Below are 17,754 nucleotides of genomic sequence, written 5' to 3'. Positions count from 1 at the left end.
GGCCCACCCGCGTCAGCACCGGGGCGGCGAGCCGGCCCGCGATGCGGCAGGGCGGCCTCGCGCACCCTCAGGACTCGAGGAGGTCGACGTCCATGCGCTCGCGGAGCTCGTCGACGGTGCAGCCGAACGTCTCGAGGACGTGGACGCCGTCCTCACGCAGGTCGAGGACGGCGTGGTCGGTGTAGACCCGGCTGACGCAGCCGACGCCCGTCAGCGGATAGGTGCACGACGGCACCAGCTTGCTCGAGCCGTCCTTCGCGAACAGCGTCATCATCACCAGCACGTCCTTGGCGCCGATCGCCAGGTCCATCGCACCGCCCACCGCGGGGATCGCGTCGGGCGTCCCGGTGTGCCAGTTGGCGAGGTCGCCGCCCGCGCTCACCTGGAACGCGCCGAGGACGCACACGTCGAGGTGGCCGCCGCGCATCATCGCGAAGGAGTCGGCGTGGTGGAAGTAGGAGCAGCCGTCGGTCTCGGTGACCGCGATCTTCCCGGCGTTCATCAGGTCGACGTCCACGTCGTCGCCGTGGGCGGCGGGGCCCATGCCGAGCATCCCGTTCTCGGTGTGCAGGACGACCCCGGACTCCAGGTCGAGGTGGTCGGCCACGAGGGTGGGCTGCCCGATGCCGAGGTTGACGTAGGAGCCGGTGGGGATGTCCTGCGCGATGCGCGCGGCCAGCTGGTCCCGGTCGAGAGTCGTGGTCGTCATGCGGACACCTCCAGGGCCGAGAGGTCGAGGACGCGGTCGACGAAGATGCCTGGGGTCACCACGGTCTCGGGGTCGAGCTCGCCGGCGTCGACGACACCTGAGACCTCGACGATGGTCGTGGCGGCCGCGGTCGCCATGACCGGACCGAAGTTGCGGGCCGTCTTGCGATAGACGAGGTTGCCGACGCGGTCGGCGCGGTGGGCGCCGATGAGCGCGACGTCGCCCCGGATGGGCAGCTCGAGCACGTAGTCGCGACCCTCCAGCGTGCGGGTCTCCTTGCCCTCGGCCAGGGCAGTGCCGACGGCGGTGGGGGAGAAGAAGGCGCCGATGCCGGCGCCGGCGGCGCGCATGCGCTCGGCGAGGTTGCCCTGCGGGACGACCTCCAGCTCGATCTCGCCCTCCCGGTACAGCCCGTCGAAGACGTGGGAGTCGTGCTGTCGAGGGAAGGAGCAGACGACCTTGCGCACCCGCTTGGCGGCCAGCAGCGCCGCGAGGCCGGTGTCGCCGTTGCCGGCGTTGTTGCTGACGATCGTCAGGTCCGTCGGGCCGGCCTCGATGAGGGCGTCGATCAGCCGCACGGGCATGCCGGCCATGCCGAACCCGCCGACGAGCACGGTGGCGCCGTCCGCGATGCCGCCGACGGCGTCGAGCGCGTCGGTGTGGAAGCTCGTCCGGCTCATGCGATCACGTCCTCAGAAGAACCACCGTAGGAGCGTGATCGCATTGGAGGTGCCCCCAGCAGAGCTCGCGGGCGGTGCCCCCATCTCATGCTCCGGCCTCGGTGTTCTCGAGCACGACGGCCAGGCCTTGTCCGACGCCGATGCAGATGGCCGCGACGCCCCAGCGCTCGCGGCGCTCCCGCAGCACGTGCGCGAGGGTGCCGAGGATGCGGGCACCGGAGGCGCCGAGCGGGTGGCCGATGGCGATCGCGCCGCCCTTGGTGTTGACGATCTCGGGGTCGATCTTCCAGGCGTCGAGGCAGGCGAGGGACTGCACGGCGAAGGCCTCGTTGAGCTCCACGGCGCCGACGTCGGCCCAGGTGATGCCGGCGCGCTCGAGTGCCCGGTCCGCCGCCTCCACCGGAGCCAGGCCGAACCGCTGGGGCTCCAGGGCGGCAGCACCCCGTCCGGCGATCCGGGCGAGCGGGTCGAGCCCGAGGGCAGCGTCGCCCGATCCGATGACGAGCGCCGAGGCCCCGTCGTTGAGCGGTGAGGCGTTGCCTGCACTGATGGTGCCGTCCTTGCGGAAGACCGGCTTGAGGCCGGACAGCTTCTCCGCCGTGGTGCCGGGCCGGATGCCCTCGTCCCGGACCAGGTCGGTGTCCGGGACGGGGACGACGAGGTCGTCGTAGAAGCCGGCGTCCCAGGCGGCGTCGGCCAACGCGTGGGAGCGGGCCGCGAACGCGTCCTGGCGGTCGCGGGAGATGTCGAGGTCGTCGGCCACCTGCTCGTTGCACTCACCCAGGGAGGCGGTCCACTCCGCGGGCATCCGCTCGTTGACCAGGCGCCAGCCCAGCGTCGTGGAGACGGCCTCGACGTTGCCGGCCGGGAAGCCTCGAGACGGCTTGGGGAGCACCCACGGGGCCCGGGTCATCGACTCGACCCCACCGGCGAGCACGACCGCGGCGTCGCCGGACTCGATGGTGCGGGAGCCGATCATGGCGGCGTCGAGGGAGGAGCCACAGAGTCGGTTGACGGTCGTGGCGGGCACGGAGACCGGCAGCCCGGCGAGCAGCACCGCCATGCGGCCGACGTTGCGGTTGTCCTCGCCGGCGCCGTTGGCGTTGCCCCAGACGACGTCCCCGATGGCGTGGGGGTCGAGGTCGGGGACCTTGGCCAGCACCCCGGTGACGGCGGTGGCGGCGAGGTCGTCGGGACGGACTCCGGCGAGCGCGCCACCGAAGCGGCCGAAGGGCGTGCGTGCGGCGGCGTACACGTAGGCGTCGGGCATTGGGCTCCTCCGGTTCGGTCCAGAAGTTCGTAGTGCGAACGTACGTTCGTCGAACGAACAACCGTAGTCTAGGCCGAGGCCGCCGCGGTTCACAAGCCCGGTCGAGCCGTGGCGTCGTGCAGGCGCGGGCGGGCCCGCTCAGCCGGAGACGGACTGGCCGGCGTCGGACTGGGCCGCCAGGTCCGCGCCGATCGCTGCGGCGGTCTCGAGCAACGGGCCGCGGGCGGCGTCGATGGAGGAGTCCTCGTCGAGCGTCGCGGTCGAGACGTTGAGCGCCGCCACCGTCTCCCCGCCCGACCTGACGATGGGGGCGGCGAGCGACGTCAGGCCGCGTTCCAGCTCCTGGTCGACGAGGGCCCAGCCCTGCTCACGCACCCGATCGATCTCCCGGCGCAGGACCGTCGGGTCGTGGATCGTGCGAGGGGTGAGCGCCACCAGGTCCGCCCGGGCCAGGTGGTCCTGCAGGGTCTGCTCGTCCAGCGAGGCGAGCAGGACCCGCCCCATCGAGGTCGCATAGGCGGGGAAGCGGGTGCCCACGGCGATGCCGACGCTCATGATCCGTCGCTTGGCGACGCGGGCCACGTAGACGATGTCGGTCCCGTCCAGGACGGCCGCGGACGTGGACTCCCCGAGCCGGGCGGAGAGCTTCTCGAGGTGGGGTTGGGCGACCTGGGGCAGGCCCAGTCCGGAGAGGTAGGCGGTGCCCAGGCGCAGGACCTGCGGCGTGAGGGAGAAGGTCTTGCCGTCGGTGCGCATGTAGCCGAGCTCGACGAGCGTGTGCAGGAAGCGACGAGCCGTGGCTCGGCTGTACCCCGTGCGCTGGGAGACCTGGGCGAGCGTCATGTCCGGGTGGTCCTCGTCGAAGGCCACGATGACCTCGAGCCCGCGGGCGAGCGACTGCACGAACTGGTCGCCGGGTCCGGGGCTCGTCATGGGGGTCATCCTAGTGAGCCGTCAGGCCGTCTCGTCCTCGGCGAGGACACCCTGGGCGATGCGGAAGGCAGTGTTGGCGTCAGGTACTCCGCAGTAGATGGCGGTCTGGAGCAGCAGCTCCTTGATCTCCTCGACCGTGACCCCGTTGCGGCGAGCAGCGCGCACGTGCATGGCGAGCTCCTCGTGGTGGCCGCGGGCGACGAGCGCCGTGAGGGTGATGAGGGAACGGCTGCGGCGGTCCAGACCCGGCCGGGTCCAGATGCTGCCCCAGGCGTACTGGGTGATCAGCTCCTGGAAGTCGGCCGTGAGGTCGGTGGTGCCGGCCACGGCGCGGTCGACGTGGGCGTCGCCGAGCACCTCGCGTCGCACGGTCATGCCGGCGTCGTGCACGTCGCGGGTGCTGCGGTCGGTGGGGGGCTCAGAGTCCGTCACGGTGTCCTCCTGCGTGGTTGAGCACCAGCCGGGCGACGTGGTGCGGTGCCTCGGCGGGCGCGAGGTGGGCGACGTCGTCGAGCACGACGAGCCTGCCGTCGGCGACGCCTTCGGCAAGATCGCCGAGCAGTGCGGGTGGGGTGGGCTGGTCCTCGGCGCCGGCGACGGCGAGCACCGGGGTCGCGATCTCCCCCAGCCGGGCGGCGACGTCGAAGGTCGCCAGTGCCTCGCACGTGCGGGCGTACCCCTCGGCGTCGGTTTCACGCAGGCCGTGCAGCAGGGCCGAGGCGACGGCGGGCTCGCGCTCCATGAAGCCGGGGGCGAACCAGCGCTGGGCAGATCCCTCCACCATCGACGCGGTCCCGGACGCCCGCACGACGGCGGCGCGCTCTCTCCACGAGTCCTCCGTCCCGATCCGAGCGCCGGTGCACAGCAGCGTCGCGGTGCGGACTCTCTCCGGTGCGTCGAGCAGGAGCTGGAGGCCGACGCACCCGCCCACCGAGTCGCCGGCGTAGTGGAAGGACTGCCCGGGGGCCAGCTCGTCGGCGAGGACGAGGACGGCAACGGCGAGGTCGGCCATCGTGAACGGCCCCCCGTCCCCGCGCTGCTCGCCATGCCCCGGAAGGTCCCAGCCGACGACCCGGAAGTGCTCGGCCAGCATCGACGCCGCGCCGGCCCACAGGGTGGCGGCGGTGGTGCCGAGGGACGGCCCGAGCACGAGGAGGGGTGCGTCGGTGGCGCCGCCCAGGGCGACGCCACCGACCGTCGTGCTCATGCGTCCACGTCCTGTGAAGACCCACCGTGGAAACGCGGACGCATGAGACCTTGGATTGTCGCTCGCTGACGCGCCCCCACGCCCCCAAGCACTCCCCCGCAAGCGGGAGGTGCCCCCACGCTCCGCTCCGTGCAGGGAGGTGCCCCCAGCAGAGCTCGCGGGAGGTGCCCCCATCTCATGAGCCCTCCTCGACGATGCCGCGGGCCCGACGGATCGCGGTGTCGGTGAGCTCGCCGGCGATGCCGGTGTACGTGGTGGCCGGCGCGCGACCGGTGAACTCGCTCATCGAGCGCTGCTCGGCGTCGACACCGTCCGCGGCGGCGAGGTTCTGCTGCATGCGCTCGGTGCGGACCTGCAGCCCGGCGACCAGATCGGTCGCCTGGCTCGCCGCGACGACCGTGCGCCGGCCGAGCAGCTGCAGCGTGGACCACTCGGCGTGCCAGGCCCCGTCGGGTCGTTCGTCGACGGCCGTCGCCGCCGCGAGGTGCAGCGTCGACCCGAGCCCGGGCGTGGTGAGCGCAGCGCGGCGCAGCAGCACCGACAGCACCGGGTTGCTCTTGTGGGGCATCGTCGACGACCTGCCGCCGGCGCCCTCGGCCAGCTCGGCGATCTCGGGCCGCGAGAGCGTCGCGACGTCGGCCGCCAGGCGGCCCCAGGCGTCGGTGCAGCTCACCAGGGCGTCGCCGACGCGGGTCACCAGGGAGCGGGCGGTGTGCCACGGGGTGGTGGGCGGCAGGTCGAGGGACCTGGCCGCGTGCCCCACGAGGTCGAGGGCGCCGGCCGACGAGCCGGTCAGCTCGACGGCGGCCCCCATGGTCCCCGCGGCCCCGCCGACCTGCAGCGCGAGGCGGCCGAGGGCGGCATCGACCTCGTCCCAGGCGTCGGCGACCGGGGTGATCCAGGTGGCCACCTTGACCCCGACGGTGATCGGGACGGCGTGCTGCGTGAGGGTCCGGCCCACCATCGGGTCGTCGCGGTGCGTCTCGGCGAGGTCGGCCAGCGTGGCCAGCTGGGTGCGCAGCTCGGCGTCGACGCGACGCAGCGCGTCGCGCAGCACCAGCACGAGAGCCGTGTCCATGACGTCCTGGCTGGTCAGGCCGCGATGCAGCCAGCGCGACGCTTCGCCGTCGGTGCGCTCGCGCAGCAGGGCCGCGAGGGGCATGACCGGGTTGCCGCCCTCCTCGGCGTCGCGCGAGACGGCGGCGACGTCCGCAACGTCGACCTGCTCGGCCAGCGACGTCACCCCGGCGTCCGCGGGCGCGACACCCGTCTCGACCAGCGCGTCCAGCCAGGCCTGCTCGACCCGGACCATCGCCGTGAGCAGAGCGGCGTCGTCCAGCAGCCCGTCGGCACGCTCGGCGCCGGGCCAGTAGAGGTCGCTCATGCGGTCACGTCCCGAGTGAGGCGATGGTGGGATCGTGCCCGCATTGGGGGTCCCCCCCAGCACGGAGCGAAGCGTGGGGGCACCTCCCGCTTGCGGGGGAGTGCTTGGGGGCCGTGTCCTCGGTTCCTTCGCTGGCGCTCAGTCACGCAGTCAGTGTCCCGGATACCGCAGGAACACCGTCTCCGCCTCGCCCTGCAGGACGACGTCGAAGCGGTAGCCCGCGGGCTCGGCCGAGGCGATCAGCGTGCCCCGACGCTCGGGAGGCACCGAGGAGAGCAGCGGGTCGTCCGCGAGCCCGTCGGTGTCCTCCGGCAGGTAGGCGCGGGTGAACAGCCGGTTCATGACGCCACGTCCGAAGACGGTGACGAGGAAGAATGGTGCCCGCCCGGGCTCGGTGGCACCGGGGCGCAGCGTCGTGAAGGAGTAGTGACCGGCGTCGTCGGTGCTGGCGCGGCCCCACCCGGTGAACGTCCAGCCGTCCCGCCGCAGCGAGCCCGGCCGCTGGGGCACGGTGCCGTCGGCGTCGGCCTGCCACAGCTCCAGGATGGCGTCGGGCACGGCGCTGCCGCTGCCGTCGATGACGTCCCCGTGCAGGCGGATGGCGCCCGGCGTCCCCGTGGGGACGAGCTCGCTGTCCAGGGGGAAGGGCAGGGCGTAGCCGAAGAAGGGCCCCACGGTCTGGCCGGGGGTGGGCGGCAGGTGGGCCATCAGTGGTCCTCTCCCAGGTCGTTCTCGAGCGGGGTGCGACCGCTCCCGGTCAGCACGATGTCCCACCGGTAGCCGGTGGCCCACTCGTGGGTGGTCACGTCGTGGTCGTAGGCGGCCACGAGCCGTTCGCGGGCGCGCGGGTCGACGATCGACTGGTAGATCGGGTCGAGCGCGAAGAGCGGGTCGCCGGGGAAGTACATCTGGGTCACCATGCGCTGCGTGAAGTCGGTGCCGAACAGCGAGGCGTGGATGTGCGCGGGTCGCCAGGCGTTGCGATGGTTCTTCCACGGGTACGGTCCCGGCTTGATGGTCGTGAATCGGTAGGTGCCGTCGTCGTCGGTGAGGCAGCGGCCGACGCCGGTGAAGTTCGGGTCGAGCGGCGCCGGGTGCTGGTCACGCTGGTGGACGTACCGGCCGCCGGCGTTGGCCTGCCAGATCTCCACGAGCTGTCCGCGCACCGGGTGGCCGTCGCCGTCGAGCACGCGGCCGGTGAGCACCATCCGCTCGCCGATCGGCTCCCCCCCGTGCTGGAGGGTCAGGTCGGCCTCGAGAGGGTGGACGTCGCGCCGGCCGAAGCACGGCGACCACAGCTCGATGGTCTCCGGGTCGGCAGGGTGCAGGTCCTTGGTGGGGTGGCGCAGGAGGCTGCTGCGGTACGGCGGGTAGTCCAGCCGCGGCTGCGTCTCCTCGACGCCGCCCGCCTCGTACTCCTGCGTGATCGCCGCCATCGCCGCGTCCATGTCCGCCTGGGTCGCCGCGGCGGCGTCCGGGTTCGTGTCGATCGAGGTCATGATGCCGGACGGTACGGAGACCGCGGCTCGAGGCGAAAGGGTACGGTTTCGCTGGGCGGAAGAATGAATGGAGGGGCGGGGATGGCCGGCAACAGCGCGAATCCGGGGGTCTCGGTGACCTCGCGGGTGCTCGCGATCCTGGGTGCCTTCGACGAGCGGCACCGAGCGCTCACGCTCACCGCCATCGCTCGCCGGGCCGAGGTGCCCCTGCCCACGGCCCACCGCCTCGTGGGTGAGCTGGTCGCCGGTGGCGCGCTCGCCCGACCGGCGTCGGGTGAGTACGTCGTGGGCCGGCGGCTGTGGGACGTGGGGCTGCTGGCGCCGGTGGAGGCCGGGTTGCGGCGCGTCGCCGAGCCGTTCCTGCACGACATCCACGCCGCCACGCGCGCGACGGTGCACCTGGCCGTCCGCGACGGGGGCGAGGTGCTCTACCTGGAGCGGATGTCCGGCCGGGCGTCGGTGCCGGTGGTCAGCCAGATCGGCTCGACCCTCCCCATGCACTGCACCGGAGTGGGAAAGGTGCTGCTCGCCCACGCGCCGGAGGAGGTCCGGTGGGAGGTGCTGCGCTCGCTGGCGCGGGTCACGCGCTACACGATCACGCAGCCCGGCCTGCTGCAGCAGCAGCTCGACCGGGTGCGGCGCGACGGCTTCGCCACCACCACGGAGGAGATGTCGTTGGGGGCGTGTTCCGTGGCGGTGCCGGTGTGGCGGGACGAGGAGGTGGTGGCAGCGATCGGCGTGGTCGCCGGTTCGCTCAAGCGCGACCGCTCCCGCCTCGTCGCCGCCCTTCAGGTCGCCGCCCAGGGCATCGGCCGCTCCCTGCGCTGATCCCCGTGGCCGCCGTCAGAGCGGGTACTCCCCGGGCTCGGCCCGCATCGTGATCCACCGGGTCTCGGTGAACGCCTCGATGTTGGCCGCGGCCCCACCGTGGCGCGAGCCGGTGCCCGAGGCGCCGACGCCACCGAAGGGGCTGTTGGCCTCGTCGTCGACGGTCTGGTCGTTGATGTGCACGATGCCCGAGGGGATCCGCTCGGCGAGCGCCAGACCTCGCAGGGGCTGGGCGGTGACGATCCCGAGCGAGAGACCGTAGTCGGAGGCCGATGCCAGCTTCACCGCCTCGTCGTCGTCGGCGAAGGGGACCACCGTGGCCACGGGGCCGAAGACCTCCTCGCAGTAGGCGGGCGCGTCCGGCGGTGGCCCGGCCAGCACCGTCGGCCGGACGAAGAGTCCGTCGGCCGTGCCGCCCGCCCGCAGCTCCGCACCCATCTCGACGCTGCGGCCGATCAGGGCGAGGATCCTGTCCCGCTGGCCTTCGTCGATCACTGGACCGAGGTGCACCTGGCCGGTGGGGTCACCGACGGCCATCGACTCGGCCTTGGCGGCGAGCTTCTCGACGTACTGCTCGTAGAGGCTCTCGTGGACGAGGTGGCGTCCGATGGTCATGCAGATCTGGCCCTGGTGCAGGAACGACCCCCACGTGGCCAGGTTGACGGCGCGGTCCACGTCGGCGTCGTCGAGGACGAGGAAGGCGGAGTTGCCGCCGAGCTCGAGGTGCGCGCGCTTGAGGTGCCTGCCGGCGAGCTCGCCGACGATGCGGCCGGCCTGCGTCGAGCCGGTGAACGCGACGACCCGCACGTCGGGCTCGGTCACCATCGCCTCGCCGACGTCGGCACCGCCGGGCAGCAGCTGGAGCAGGCCCGGGGGCAGACCGGCCTCCTCGAAGATGCGCACCATGGTCACGCCGCCGGTGACGGCCGTGCGGGGATCCGGCTTGAGGAGCACCGCGTTGCCGAGGGCCAGCGCAGGCGCGACCGCGCGGATGCCGAGGATGATCGGCACGTTGAACGGCGAGATGACACCGACGACTCCGACGGGCACCCGCCGCGCCATGGACAGGCGCGGCTTCTCGCTGGCGAGCACCTCGCCGAGCGGGTGGGAGGGCAGGGAGCCGGCCTCGCGGCACTCCGCGGCAGCGACCTTCACGGCGAACGCGGCCATCGGCGCGATGGCGCCGACCTCCCGCGTGTTCCAGCCGATGATCTCCTCGCTGTGCCGGTCCCACAGGTCGGCGGCGCGGTGCAGCACGGCGGCCCGCTCGGGGTGCGACAGGGCGGCCCACTCGCGCTGGGCGACGACCGCCGACCGCGTGGCGCGGGTGACGTCGTCGGGGCTCGCGCCGCCGATCGTGCCGAGGGAGGTGCCGGTCGCGGGCTCGACGACGTCGATCGGCTCACCGCCGCCGTCGGCCCAGTGGCCGTCGATGTGGATCTTGGCGTCGAAGTCCTGCGGGTCGATGAGTGCCACGGGGGTCCTCCTGCGGGGATGGCGGTGGGTGATCCTGACGCTAGCCCGCCGCCGTCGACCGATCGAGGGACGCTTTCGTCCAGCGGAAGGAGACGTTTCGCGCCATCCCGATGGGCCGGTGCAATGTCCCATGCCTTCTGCCCGAACCACTCCCACCGAGACCCTCCGCACCGACGTCGTCATCATCGGCGCCGGTCCGGCGGGCATGCTGCTCTCGCACCTGCTGGCCGCCGACGGCGTGGAGTCGATCGTCGTCGAGACCCGCTCGGCCGAGTACGTCGCCGCGCGGATCCGCGCCGGCATCCTGGAGCACTCCACCGTCGACCTGCTGCGTCAGCACGGCCTGGCCGAGCGGCTCGAGCGCGAGGGCGACGAGCACCGCGGCATCTACCTGGCGTGGCCGGGGGAGAAGCACCACATCGACTTCGTCGACCTCGTCGGCCGCAGCGTCTGGGTCTACGGCCAGACCGAGGTGCAGAAAGACCTCGTGGCCGCCCGCTCCGCCGCAGGCCAGGCGGTCCTCTACGAGTGCACCGACGTCACGCTGCACGACGTCGAGAGCGAGCGGCCGGCCGTCGAGCTGGTCCACGAGGGGCGACCCGTGCGGGTGGAGGGCCGAGTCGTCGCGGGGTGCGACGGCTCCTTCGGCCCGAGCCGCGCCGCCGTGCCCGATGCCGTCCGGCAGACCTGGGAGAAGGTCTATCCCTACGCGTGGCTCGGCATCCTCGCCGACGTCGCGCCGTCCACCGACGAGCTCATCTACGCGTGGCACCCCGACGGGTTCGCAATGCACTCGATGCGCTCGGAGAGCGTCAGCCGGCTCTACCTGCAGGTGCCCAACGGGACCCCGGTGGACGACTGGAGCGACGACCGGATCTGGGAGGCGCTGGCCGCGCGGCTCGGCCACGGCCAGGACGGCTGGGAGCTGACGCCCGGCCCGGTCACGGAGAAGAGCGTGCTGCCGATGCGCAGCTACGTGCAGACGCCGATGCGTCACGGCTCCCTGTTCCTGGCCGGCGACTCCGCCCACATCGTGCCGCCCACCGGGGCGAAGGGGCTGAACCTCGCGGTCGCCGACGTCGGCGTGCTCGCGCCCGCGCTGGTGGACCTGGTGCGCAAGGGCGACGCCCGCCGGGCCGACGCCTACTCCGACGACGCCCTGCGCCGCGTCTGGCGCTGCACCCACTTCTCGTGGTGGATGACCACGATGCTGCACACCAGCGACGACCCCTTCGACGCGCAGCTCCAGCTGTCCCAGCTGCGCTGGCTCGCCTCGAGCGTGGCCGCCCGTGCCGGGCTGGCCGAGAACTACGCGGGCCTGCCGATCGGCTTCTGAGTGGACACTCGACATCCTGTGTTCATCCAGTGAAAAGCTCGTGGCGTCCGTGTGACCCGTGGCATGGCGTCGCTGATCACAGAGCGCACATGCGTTCGCCCACCGAACATCCGGAGCATTCATGGCAGCCACGACGATCGCCCCGGCCGGCGACCTCCGTCGGGGGTCGGCGGGCGCTGGCATGGCGGGGCCACGGCCCGGGGACTCCTCGGACTCGCGCTCTTCCTGCTCCTGCTCGAGCTCCTCCCCCGGCCCGGCCTGGTGAACCAGGCGTACCTCCCGCCGTTCAGTGCCATGAGGTCCGCCCTGGTCGACCAGCTCGGGACGGGTTCCTTCTGGACCGCGCTGCTGGAGACGATCCGCGGCTGGGCATTGGGACTCTCGATCGCCATGGTGGCCGGCGTCAGCGTCGGCGTGGTGATCGGCAGCGTGTCCCTGCTGCGCGAGTCCACCGCCTCCACCATCGAGTTCCTTCGCCCGATCCCGTCCGTCGCGCTCAGCGGCGCGGCTTGACGGCGACGACGGGGCAGTCGGCCTCCAGCAGGATCCGCTGGGACGTCGATCCGAGCACGAGCTTGCCGACGGGGGACCGGCGCCGCTGGCCGATGACCGCGAGATCGGCGCGCACCCGGCCGACGTGGTCCAGGATCGAGTCCGCGGCGCCGGAGGAGGACCCGTGGAAGTGGAACACCTCGTTCGCCACCCCGGATCCGTCGAGCCGCGCCCGCAGGGCATCGACCTCCTGCTCCTGGGAGACGCCGACCTCGCTCGCGGCGCCGGTGGTGGCGACGACGACGAGCGTCGCGCCGGTGTCGGTGGCGTGGTCGATCGCCCACTCCAGGGCGGCCTCGCCCTCGGGCGTCTGGACGTATCCCGCGACGATGGTCGGCATGGGACTCCTCTCCTGGGTGTGCCTCCACGGTACGCCCGCACCGGGTGCACGGGGCCTCCCTTCGGTGCACCCGCCGGAGGAGGACGCCGGGACGGTGCCGACGCGCTCCCGGTAGCGTGGTGACGTGACCGATCGCCGCCTGCTGCTCGTCAACGGACCCAACCTCAACCTCCTGGGCACCCGGGAGCCGCAGATCTATGGCACCGAGACGCTGGACAACCTCGTGGAGCTGGTCATGTACACCGCCGACGAGTTCGGGTACGCCGTCAGCGCGGTCCAGAGCAACCACGAGGGCGTGCTGATCGACGCCATCCACGAGGCCCGCGAGGACTGCGCCGGCATCATCATCAATCCCGGTGGTCTCACGCACACCTCGGTGGTCCTGCGCGACGCCCTGACCGGCGTCGGGCTGCCCGTGGCCGAGGTGCATCTCTCCGACGTCCACGCGCGCGAGGAGTTCCGGCACCACTCCTACGTCAGCGACATCGCGGCGCTGACCGTCGTGGGGGAGGGCACTGCGGGGTACGTGCGGGCCGTGCGCGAGCTCGTCGCCCACCTCGAGCAGGCCTGACCGCCCGTGGGCACGCCGCACAAGAAGCAGCTGGCCGTCGTGCGCCGACTGCGGGTCCCCGGGCCCGATGCCCCGTGGGCCGACCTGCACGAGTTCGCCGGGACCTACGACGGCGGGTTCTTCCTCTCCTCCTCGATGGGCCAGGTCGCCGTGCTGGCCTACCGTCCGGTGTTCGCGGCCGTCGAGGAGGGCGATGACACGATCGGGGCCGAGCTGGGCGTCGACCTGCTCCGCGCCGCCCTGTGGTTCCAGGCCCGGTCCGACACGATGTCCGGGGCGCAGGGCTTCAGCGGCCCTGAGGTCGAACGGTTCTACCGCGTCGTGTGTGCCGAGCTGCACCACCGCACCGGCGGGTGGGTCGGCGAGCAGTCCTGAGCCGGCCCGGAATGGTGGTAAACCGGCGGCCCGGTTGGGCGGCGGGGGGCGACGGTCGGACCTACGGTGGAGGGATGGATGCGCGCTACCGCCTCATGGTTCCCGTCACCGTTCCGCCGCTCCTCGTGGCGGCGGTGGCCTCGATGCATCCGTCGCCGTTGACGGTGGAGAACGCCGAGCACTGGCAGATGGCGCACACGATCCTGCTGTTCCTGTTCCCGCTCGTGGCCCTGGGACCGTGGCTCGTCGCCCGACGGGTGAGTCCGGCGGCCGGCGTGCTCGTGGGCATCGTCGCCTACGTCTACGCCACGGCCTACACGACGCTGGACATCCTGGCGGGGATCGCCGGGGGCGCCATCAAGGCGGCGGAGGCCGGCGGCCTGGGGATCATCTTCCCGGTGGCGCAGAAGTTCGAGCTGGTCGGGGGCATCGCCCTCGTGGCGGCGTCAGCGCTCTCCGTGGGTGTGGTGAGCCGGGCCCTCGGGTGGCGCGTGCTGCCCGGTGGTGTGCTGGTCCTCGTCGGCGCCTGGGTGCACTGGCAGGAGCACGTCTACCCGTTCTGGGGGGCCGCCTCGATGGTGATGCTCGCCGCCGGCTGGGGCTGGCTCGCCTGGCACCTGACGGCACCGGCTCGGACGCCGAGCAGCGACGCGGCCCGGACCTGACGCGCCGGGCTCAGAGCTCGTCGAGCACCGCGAGCGTGCGTCGCCAGGCGTCGCTGGAGGGGTCGATCAGGACGAAGTGGTCGCCGTCCACCTCCACGAGCTCGGCGTCCGCGCCGCTCTGGGTGGCGGCATCGACGTAGCGTCGGGACTGGCTGATCGGGACGAGCTGGTCGTCCGTGCCGTGCACGCAGCGCACCGGGACGTCGAGCGGGACCTGGGCGCGTGGGTCGGCGTCGGCGAGCACCGCGTCGGGGCCGAGCAGCTCAGCCACGGCACCGCCGCCGAGACCCTCGCGCTCAGCAGCGCCGAGATCGATGACGCCGGCCTGGGAGACGGCGGCCGTCACCGGCACGCCCACGTCGGACCAGCGGTCGGTCCGGTCGCGGCCCGCCGCCCAGACGGCGAGGTGCCCTCCGGCGGAGTGACCGAGGGTCACGACGGTGCCCGTGTCGAGTCCGTCGACGTCCGCGAGCGCATCGATGCCGGCCGCGACGTCGTCGAACGTCTCGGGCCATCCGCCGCCGTTGCCGAGCCGGCGATACTCCAGGTTCCAGGCGGCCCACCCCTGCGCTGCCAGGGACTCAGCGAGCGGTCGTCCGAGGGAGAGGTCGTACTGCGCTCGCCAGAACCCGCCATGGATCACCACGACGACACCTCGCGGGGTCGCCTCGGGCAGCGTCAGCTCGGCCAGCTGCGAGGGATCCTCGCCGTAGCGGACGGTCTGCACGCGGTCCATCGTCGCAGCACTGCCACGGTCGTCGCCGCCGCAGGAGGCGAGCCACGGCGCCGCAGCCACCACGGCGCCGAGCCGGAGCAGGTCGCGTCGGTGCACGGTCCCAGCCAACCCCATGCGGGGCGAGCGCGCCGACGGACTCGATGCGTCCCGGGCGGGCCACCGGGCTCAGCTCGCGTCGACCTCGGTGATGATCGGCACGCACATGCTGATCTCGCTCTCGGCCGTGACCTCATCGGCGCCGTCGTCGGCGAGGTCCTGGTTCGTGTCGTCGCCGGTGACGACGATGATGTCGCCGTCGGACGGGGTGGTCGGCTCGACGTAGTCGACGGTCCCGAACTGTGAGGCGACGAGCCGCACCCGGGCGTCCTCGGGGTCGTCGGTGACGATGGTGACGCCGGAGGACTCGACCTCGATGTCGCTGTTGCCGATCTCCCCCGGCAGGAAGCCGCGTCGCTGCAGGTTGATGCTGACGCGGTTGGCCAGGCCCGCGCGCCGGCTGGCGTTGTAGACGTCCACCGTCACGAAGGCCGGGGTGAGGGCCTCGCCCTCCGCGAAGACCCGGTCCTCGCAGGTCGGGGCCGCCTCGATGTCCGCACTGGCGGTGAGGAGGCGGAATCCGACGAGCGCTCCACCCACGAGCATCACCACGCACACCACGAGCACCGCGGCCGTGGGGACCTTGGCGGGAGTCACGTGCGGCTCCGGGTGCCGGTGGAGGCCTCCGCGCGGTCGGAGATCGTGTGGATCCGTGCGTGCAGCATCCCGCGCTGCTGCAGCGCAGCGCGCACTGCCCGGTGCAGGCCGTCCTCGAGGAACAGCTCCCCACGCCAGGCGATGCAGTGGGCGAAGAGGTCACCGAAGTAGGTCGAGTCCTCATCCAGCAGGTGCGCCAGGTCCAGCTGCGTCTTGGTGGTGGTGAGGTCGGCCAGATGGACCTGGGTGGGGGAGACGTCGGCCCAGTCCCGCTGGGTCAGCCCGTGGTCGGGGTACGGGCGCCCGTCTGCCACCCTCCGAAAGATCACCGCCTCAGTGTAGACAGGGCGGGGGCTGACCCGTGGCAGCCCGATCGGCTCGGCACCGTCGCTCCGGAGCGTGGCCGGCCGGCCGCCCCGGTGGTCCACACTGGAGTCATGGCAGTCGCGCTGGGGCAGCTCGGTCACTCGGTCCGCTTCGAGTGGGGGCGAACGGGTGGTCTGGTCGTGGGCGAGCGGGCCGACGTTGCTGTCGTCGTCGACGTGCTGACCTTCACCACCACACTGACCCTCGCCGTCGAGCGGGGCACGGTCGTGGTGCCCCACCCGCAGGACGAGCCTGACCTGGCGGCCGTCGCCGCGCAGCAGGGTGCCGTCCTGGCCGGTGATCGCGGGTCGGGCACGGACCAGCCGACCGTGGCGCCCTCGAGCATCGTCGCGAGCGACCCCGTCGACCGGCTGCTGCTGCCCACGCGCGACGGAGCCGGCCTCTGCGCCGACCTGCAGAGCGTCGCCACCACGGTCGTCGCGGCAGGCTTGCGCAACGCTGCCGCCGTGGCGAGCTGGATCGCGCGCGAGCACGACCCGCAGGAGGCCGTCGTCGCCGTCGTCGCCGCCGGCGGGCGCTGGGCCGACGGTTCACTGCGGCCTGCCTTGGAGGACCTGTGGGGCGCAGGTGCAGTGCTGGCGGCGCTGGAGGACCACGAGTGGCCCGGCCTGTCGCCCGAGGCCGCCCAGGCGGCTGACGCCTACCGGCTCGTGGCCGGACGTGAGCGCGAGCACCTGCTGGCGTGCGCTAGCGGCCAGGAGCTCGCGGTGGCCGGGCACGCCGGCGACGTCGACCTCGCCGCCGCGGTCGGGGCGAGTCGCGTGGTCCCCCTGCTGAGCGACCGTGGCTTCGTGTCGGCGCCCTGAGTCGAGGATCGAACGATCCCTTTCGAAAGTCGGAAATTCAGTGAATGGGACTCCGAGGCCCTATTCTGGAGAAATGGCTAGAAAGACGATCGAGAAGTTCTTTTCCGACCTCAGTGGTGACGAGATCGACACCCCCTCACCGACGGTGCGGTTCGTGTTCGACGGCGTCGGCCACGAGGTCGACCTCACCGCTGCCGAGCGCGAGACCTTCGAGAAGGCCGTCGCGCCTTACATCGCCGTCGGGCGACGAGCAGGTCGTGCCGGCTCGCGTGCGACGACATCCTCTGGCGGCCCCGACGCCAAGGCCGTCCGGGCTTGGGCGTCGGAGAACGGCCTCGACGTGCCGGCGCGTGGACGGGTCCCGGCGTCGATCATCGAGAAGTACGAAGCCGCCCACTGACCCGGGTGCGGGTCGAACCGACGTGACCTGCCCGCACGGTCTCAGAGCCGGCGGCGAGCAACCTCGTACAGGGCGATGGATCCCGATGCCGCCGCATTGAGCGAGCTCGCGGACCCGGCCATCGGGATCCGCGCGACCACGTCGCAGGCCTCGGCCCAGGCCCGACTCATGCCGCGGGTCTCGTTGCCGACGACGAGCACGAGGCCGCCCTCCAGCGGCACCTCCGACAGCAGCACCTGACCGGCCTCGTCGGTGCCGACGACGGTCACCCCGTGCCCGGCGTCTCGTTGCCGCTGCGCCCAAGCCAGCACGTCACTGGCGGCGTCGACCCGGACGACCGGCAGGGCGAAGACCGAGCCGGTGCTGGCCCGCACCGCTCGCGGGTCCCACACGTCCGCGGCGTGCCCGGTCGTGACGACGGCATGGGCACCGAGAGCGTCGGCGGACCGTACGAGGGTGCCGATGTTCCCGGGGCTCGAGGGCCGGTCCAGCACGAGCACGACCGCATCGTCCGCAGCGGGCAGCCGGGAGAGGTCGTCGGCAGGCATGCGCACCACGGCGAGCAGCTCCGGTCCCGCGTCCTCCTTGTCGCCGAGCTCGGCCATGAGGTCCGGGGCGACGGTGACGACGGGGGCCGTCGTCGTGCCGGCGAGCTCGCGGGCCCAGTCCGACGGGCGGGGCCGTCCGTCGACGAGCACGGCGGTCAGCTCGAGCCCGTTCTGCACGGCCATCGAGATGGGGCGGACGCCCTGCACGAGCACCTCGCGGGCCCGCGTCCGCTTGGTGCGGTTGGTCAGCAGGGTCTGCCAGTGCTGGAACGTCGCGTTGCGCCGCTCGACGCGGCGTGGAAGTGGGGTGCTCACGGTCTGTTCCTACCAGCAGCCCGGGACGAACGATGGACGACGAG

At 72.7% G+C, this 17,754-nt stretch carries 23 protein-coding genes; 8 read left to right on the top strand and 15 right to left on the bottom strand.

Annotated elements, in window-relative coordinates:
- Window positions 1–67 precede the first annotated feature (67 nt).
- The 9 genes from ACHAAC_RS09180 to pcaH form a co-directional block, all read right to left on the bottom strand.
- The gene (locus ACHAAC_RS09180) at window positions 68–709 is read right to left on the bottom strand and encodes a 3-oxoacid CoA-transferase subunit B (protein ID WP_435715824.1); all 642 of its coding nucleotides are present in this window, start codon (window positions 707–709) and stop codon (window positions 68–70) included.
- Complete coding sequence (locus tag ACHAAC_RS09175; RefSeq protein ID WP_435715823.1) at window positions 706–1,389, bottom strand: 3-oxoacid CoA-transferase subunit A; 684 nt, start codon at window positions 1,387–1,389, stop codon at window positions 706–708. The genes ACHAAC_RS09180 and ACHAAC_RS09175 overlap by 4 nt, the downstream gene beginning before the upstream one ends.
- An 85-nt stretch (window positions 1,390–1,474) precedes the next feature.
- Window positions 1,475–2,659 carry a thiolase family protein gene (locus ACHAAC_RS09170; protein ID WP_435715822.1) on the bottom strand — a complete coding sequence of 395 codons (1,185 nt, stop codon included), beginning with the start codon at window positions 2,657–2,659 and terminating at the stop codon, window positions 1,475–1,477.
- A gap of 138 nt (window positions 2,660–2,797) precedes the next feature.
- Window positions 2,798–3,592 carry an IclR family transcriptional regulator domain-containing protein gene (locus ACHAAC_RS09165; protein WP_435715821.1) on the bottom strand — a complete coding sequence of 265 codons (795 nt, stop codon included), beginning with the start codon at window positions 3,590–3,592 and terminating at the stop codon, window positions 2,798–2,800.
- Window positions 3,593–3,613: 21 nt separating this feature from the next.
- Window positions 3,614–4,024, bottom strand: coding sequence for a 4-carboxymuconolactone decarboxylase (gene pcaC, locus ACHAAC_RS09160; protein WP_435715820.1), 411 nt, complete (start codon window positions 4,022–4,024; stop codon window positions 3,614–3,616).
- Window positions 4,011–4,799, bottom strand: coding sequence for an alpha/beta fold hydrolase (locus ACHAAC_RS09155; RefSeq protein WP_435715819.1), 789 nt, complete (start codon window positions 4,797–4,799; stop codon window positions 4,011–4,013). The genes pcaC and ACHAAC_RS09155 overlap by 14 nt, the downstream gene beginning before the upstream one ends.
- Window positions 4,800–4,974: 175 nt before the next feature.
- Window positions 4,975–6,183 (bottom strand): lyase family protein, encoded by a 1,209-nt coding sequence (locus tag ACHAAC_RS09150; protein ID WP_435715818.1) that lies wholly within the window; start codon window positions 6,181–6,183, stop codon window positions 4,975–4,977.
- A gap of 150 nt (window positions 6,184–6,333) precedes the next feature.
- A complete protein-coding gene (gene pcaG, locus ACHAAC_RS09145) occupies window positions 6,334–6,891 on the bottom strand; it encodes a protocatechuate 3,4-dioxygenase subunit alpha (RefSeq protein WP_435715817.1) in 558 nt (185 codons plus the stop codon).
- Window positions 6,891–7,682: a protocatechuate 3,4-dioxygenase subunit beta gene (gene pcaH, locus ACHAAC_RS09140; protein ID WP_435715816.1), complete on the bottom strand. Its 792-nt coding sequence runs from the start codon at window positions 7,680–7,682 to the stop codon at window positions 6,891–6,893. The genes pcaG and pcaH overlap by 1 nt, the downstream gene beginning before the upstream one ends.
- Window positions 7,683–7,763: 81 nt before the next feature.
- Between pcaH and ACHAAC_RS09135 the strand changes: the two genes are divergently transcribed.
- Window positions 7,764–8,510 (top strand): IclR family transcriptional regulator, encoded by a 747-nt coding sequence (locus ACHAAC_RS09135; protein WP_435715815.1) that lies wholly within the window; start codon window positions 7,764–7,766, stop codon window positions 8,508–8,510.
- A gap of 15 nt (window positions 8,511–8,525) precedes the next feature.
- On the opposite strand, the gene ACHAAC_RS09130 is transcribed toward ACHAAC_RS09135, so the two are convergent.
- Window positions 8,526–9,986: an aldehyde dehydrogenase family protein gene (locus ACHAAC_RS09130; protein WP_435715814.1), complete on the bottom strand. Its 1,461-nt coding sequence runs from the start codon at window positions 9,984–9,986 to the stop codon at window positions 8,526–8,528.
- 130 nt (window positions 9,987–10,116) lie between these two features.
- Between ACHAAC_RS09130 and ACHAAC_RS09125 the strand changes: the two genes are divergently transcribed.
- Both ACHAAC_RS09125 and ACHAAC_RS09120 read left to right on the top strand, forming a co-directional pair.
- Window positions 10,117–11,322, top strand: a complete 1,206-nt coding sequence (locus ACHAAC_RS09125; RefSeq protein WP_435715813.1) for a 4-hydroxybenzoate 3-monooxygenase — start codon at window positions 10,117–10,119, stop codon at window positions 11,320–11,322.
- Between the two features lie 294 nt (window positions 11,323–11,616).
- Window positions 11,617–11,835 (top strand): hypothetical protein, encoded by a 219-nt coding sequence (locus ACHAAC_RS09120; protein ID WP_435715812.1) that lies wholly within the window; start codon window positions 11,617–11,619, stop codon window positions 11,833–11,835.
- On the opposite strand, the gene ACHAAC_RS09115 is transcribed toward ACHAAC_RS09120, so the two are convergent.
- Window positions 11,819–12,214, bottom strand: a complete 396-nt coding sequence (locus tag ACHAAC_RS09115) for a universal stress protein (protein ID WP_435715811.1) — start codon at window positions 12,212–12,214, stop codon at window positions 11,819–11,821. The genes ACHAAC_RS09120 and ACHAAC_RS09115 overlap by 17 nt on opposite strands.
- Window positions 12,215–12,338: 124 nt before the next feature.
- Here ACHAAC_RS09115 and aroQ point away from each other — a divergent pair, with 124 nt between their 5' ends.
- The 3 genes from aroQ to ACHAAC_RS09100 all read left to right on the top strand — a co-directional run bounded on the left by aroQ (window position 12,339) and on the right by ACHAAC_RS09100 (window position 13,825).
- Window positions 12,339–12,785, top strand: coding sequence for a type II 3-dehydroquinate dehydratase (aroQ, locus tag ACHAAC_RS09110; protein WP_435715810.1), 447 nt, complete (start codon window positions 12,339–12,341; stop codon window positions 12,783–12,785).
- A gap of 6 nt (window positions 12,786–12,791) precedes the next feature.
- A complete protein-coding gene (locus ACHAAC_RS09105) occupies window positions 12,792–13,160 on the top strand; it encodes a hypothetical protein (protein ID WP_435715809.1) in 369 nt (122 codons plus the stop codon).
- A gap of 74 nt (window positions 13,161–13,234) precedes the next feature.
- The gene (locus ACHAAC_RS09100) at window positions 13,235–13,825 is read left to right on the top strand and encodes a hypothetical protein (RefSeq protein ID WP_435715808.1); all 591 of its coding nucleotides are present in this window, start codon (window positions 13,235–13,237) and stop codon (window positions 13,823–13,825) included.
- Between the two features lie 10 nt (window positions 13,826–13,835).
- On the opposite strand, the gene ACHAAC_RS09095 is transcribed toward ACHAAC_RS09100, so the two are convergent.
- The 3 genes from ACHAAC_RS09095 to ACHAAC_RS09085 all read right to left on the bottom strand — a co-directional run bounded on the left by ACHAAC_RS09095 (window position 13,836) and on the right by ACHAAC_RS09085 (window position 15,583).
- Complete coding sequence (locus tag ACHAAC_RS09095) at window positions 13,836–14,657, bottom strand: alpha/beta hydrolase family protein (protein ID WP_435715807.1); 822 nt, start codon at window positions 14,655–14,657, stop codon at window positions 13,836–13,838.
- Between the two features lie 69 nt (window positions 14,658–14,726).
- Window positions 14,727–15,254 (bottom strand): LytR C-terminal domain-containing protein, encoded by a 528-nt coding sequence (locus ACHAAC_RS09090; RefSeq protein ID WP_435715806.1) that lies wholly within the window; start codon window positions 15,252–15,254, stop codon window positions 14,727–14,729.
- Entirely contained in the window at window positions 15,251–15,583 is a 333-nt protein-coding gene (locus ACHAAC_RS09085) for a type II toxin-antitoxin system VapB family antitoxin (RefSeq protein WP_435715805.1), read from the bottom strand. The genes ACHAAC_RS09090 and ACHAAC_RS09085 overlap by 4 nt, the downstream gene beginning before the upstream one ends.
- Window positions 15,584–15,691: 108 nt before the next feature.
- On the opposite strand from ACHAAC_RS09085, the gene ACHAAC_RS09080 reads away from it, so the two are divergent.
- Together ACHAAC_RS09080 and ACHAAC_RS09075 are read left to right on the top strand one after the other, a co-directional pair.
- Window positions 15,692–16,447 carry a 2-phosphosulfolactate phosphatase gene (locus ACHAAC_RS09080; RefSeq protein ID WP_435715804.1) on the top strand — a complete coding sequence of 252 codons (756 nt, stop codon included), beginning with the start codon at window positions 15,692–15,694 and terminating at the stop codon, window positions 16,445–16,447.
- 73 nt (window positions 16,448–16,520) lie between these two features.
- Window positions 16,521–16,847, top strand: coding sequence for a histone-like nucleoid-structuring protein Lsr2 (locus tag ACHAAC_RS09075; protein ID WP_435715803.1), 327 nt, complete (start codon window positions 16,521–16,523; stop codon window positions 16,845–16,847).
- Between the two features lie 41 nt (window positions 16,848–16,888).
- Here ACHAAC_RS09075 and ACHAAC_RS09070 read toward each other — a convergent pair whose 3' ends face one another.
- Window positions 16,889–17,710, bottom strand: coding sequence for a TrmH family RNA methyltransferase (locus ACHAAC_RS09070; RefSeq protein WP_435715802.1), 822 nt, complete (start codon window positions 17,708–17,710; stop codon window positions 16,889–16,891).
- Window positions 17,711–17,754 lie beyond the last annotated feature (44 nt).

The sequence above is a fragment of the Aeromicrobium sp. CF4.19 genome (assembly GCF_051262555.1).
Lineage (GTDB): Bacteria > Actinomycetota > Actinomycetes > Propionibacteriales > Nocardioidaceae > Aeromicrobium.
This window is presented reverse-complemented; position numbering and strand designations above follow the sequence as displayed.

Excerpts from the sequence above, each read along its gene's own strand:
- ACHAAC_RS09080 (WP_435715804.1), top strand. The coding sequence starts at position 15,692 with ATGGCAGTCGCGCTGGGGCAGCTCGGTCACTCGGTCCGCTTCGAGTGG.
- pcaH (WP_435715816.1), bottom strand. The coding sequence starts at position 7,682 with ATGACCTCGATCGACACGAACCCGGACGCCGCCGCGGCGACCCAGGCG.
- ACHAAC_RS09175 (WP_435715823.1), bottom strand. The coding sequence starts at position 1,389 with ATGAGCCGGACGAGCTTCCACACCGACGCGCTCGACGCCGTCGGCGGC.
- ACHAAC_RS09075 (WP_435715803.1), top strand. The coding sequence starts at position 16,521 with ATGGCTAGAAAGACGATCGAGAAGTTCTTTTCCGACCTCAGTGGTGAC.
- ACHAAC_RS09125 (WP_435715813.1), top strand. The coding sequence starts at position 10,117 with ATGCCTTCTGCCCGAACCACTCCCACCGAGACCCTCCGCACCGACGTC.
- ACHAAC_RS09115 (WP_435715811.1), bottom strand. The coding sequence starts at position 12,214 with ATGCCGACCATCGTCGCGGGATACGTCCAGACGCCCGAGGGCGAGGCC.
- ACHAAC_RS09155 (WP_435715819.1), bottom strand. The coding sequence starts at position 4,799 with ATGAGCACGACGGTCGGTGGCGTCGCCCTGGGCGGCGCCACCGACGCA.
- ACHAAC_RS09165 (WP_435715821.1), bottom strand. The coding sequence starts at position 3,592 with ATGACGAGCCCCGGACCCGGCGACCAGTTCGTGCAGTCGCTCGCCCGC.
- ACHAAC_RS09120 (WP_435715812.1), top strand. The coding sequence starts at position 11,617 with ATGAGGTCCGCCCTGGTCGACCAGCTCGGGACGGGTTCCTTCTGGACC.
- ACHAAC_RS09100 (WP_435715808.1), top strand. The coding sequence starts at position 13,235 with ATGGATGCGCGCTACCGCCTCATGGTTCCCGTCACCGTTCCGCCGCTC.
- pcaG (WP_435715817.1), bottom strand. The coding sequence starts at position 6,891 with ATGGCCCACCTGCCGCCCACCCCCGGCCAGACCGTGGGGCCCTTCTTC.
- ACHAAC_RS09180 (WP_435715824.1), bottom strand. The coding sequence starts at position 709 with ATGACGACCACGACTCTCGACCGGGACCAGCTGGCCGCGCGCATCGCG.
- ACHAAC_RS09150 (WP_435715818.1), bottom strand. The coding sequence starts at position 6,183 with ATGAGCGACCTCTACTGGCCCGGCGCCGAGCGTGCCGACGGGCTGCTG.
- ACHAAC_RS09135 (WP_435715815.1), top strand. The coding sequence starts at position 7,764 with ATGGCCGGCAACAGCGCGAATCCGGGGGTCTCGGTGACCTCGCGGGTG.
- ACHAAC_RS09170 (WP_435715822.1), bottom strand. The coding sequence starts at position 2,659 with ATGCCCGACGCCTACGTGTACGCCGCCGCACGCACGCCCTTCGGCCGC.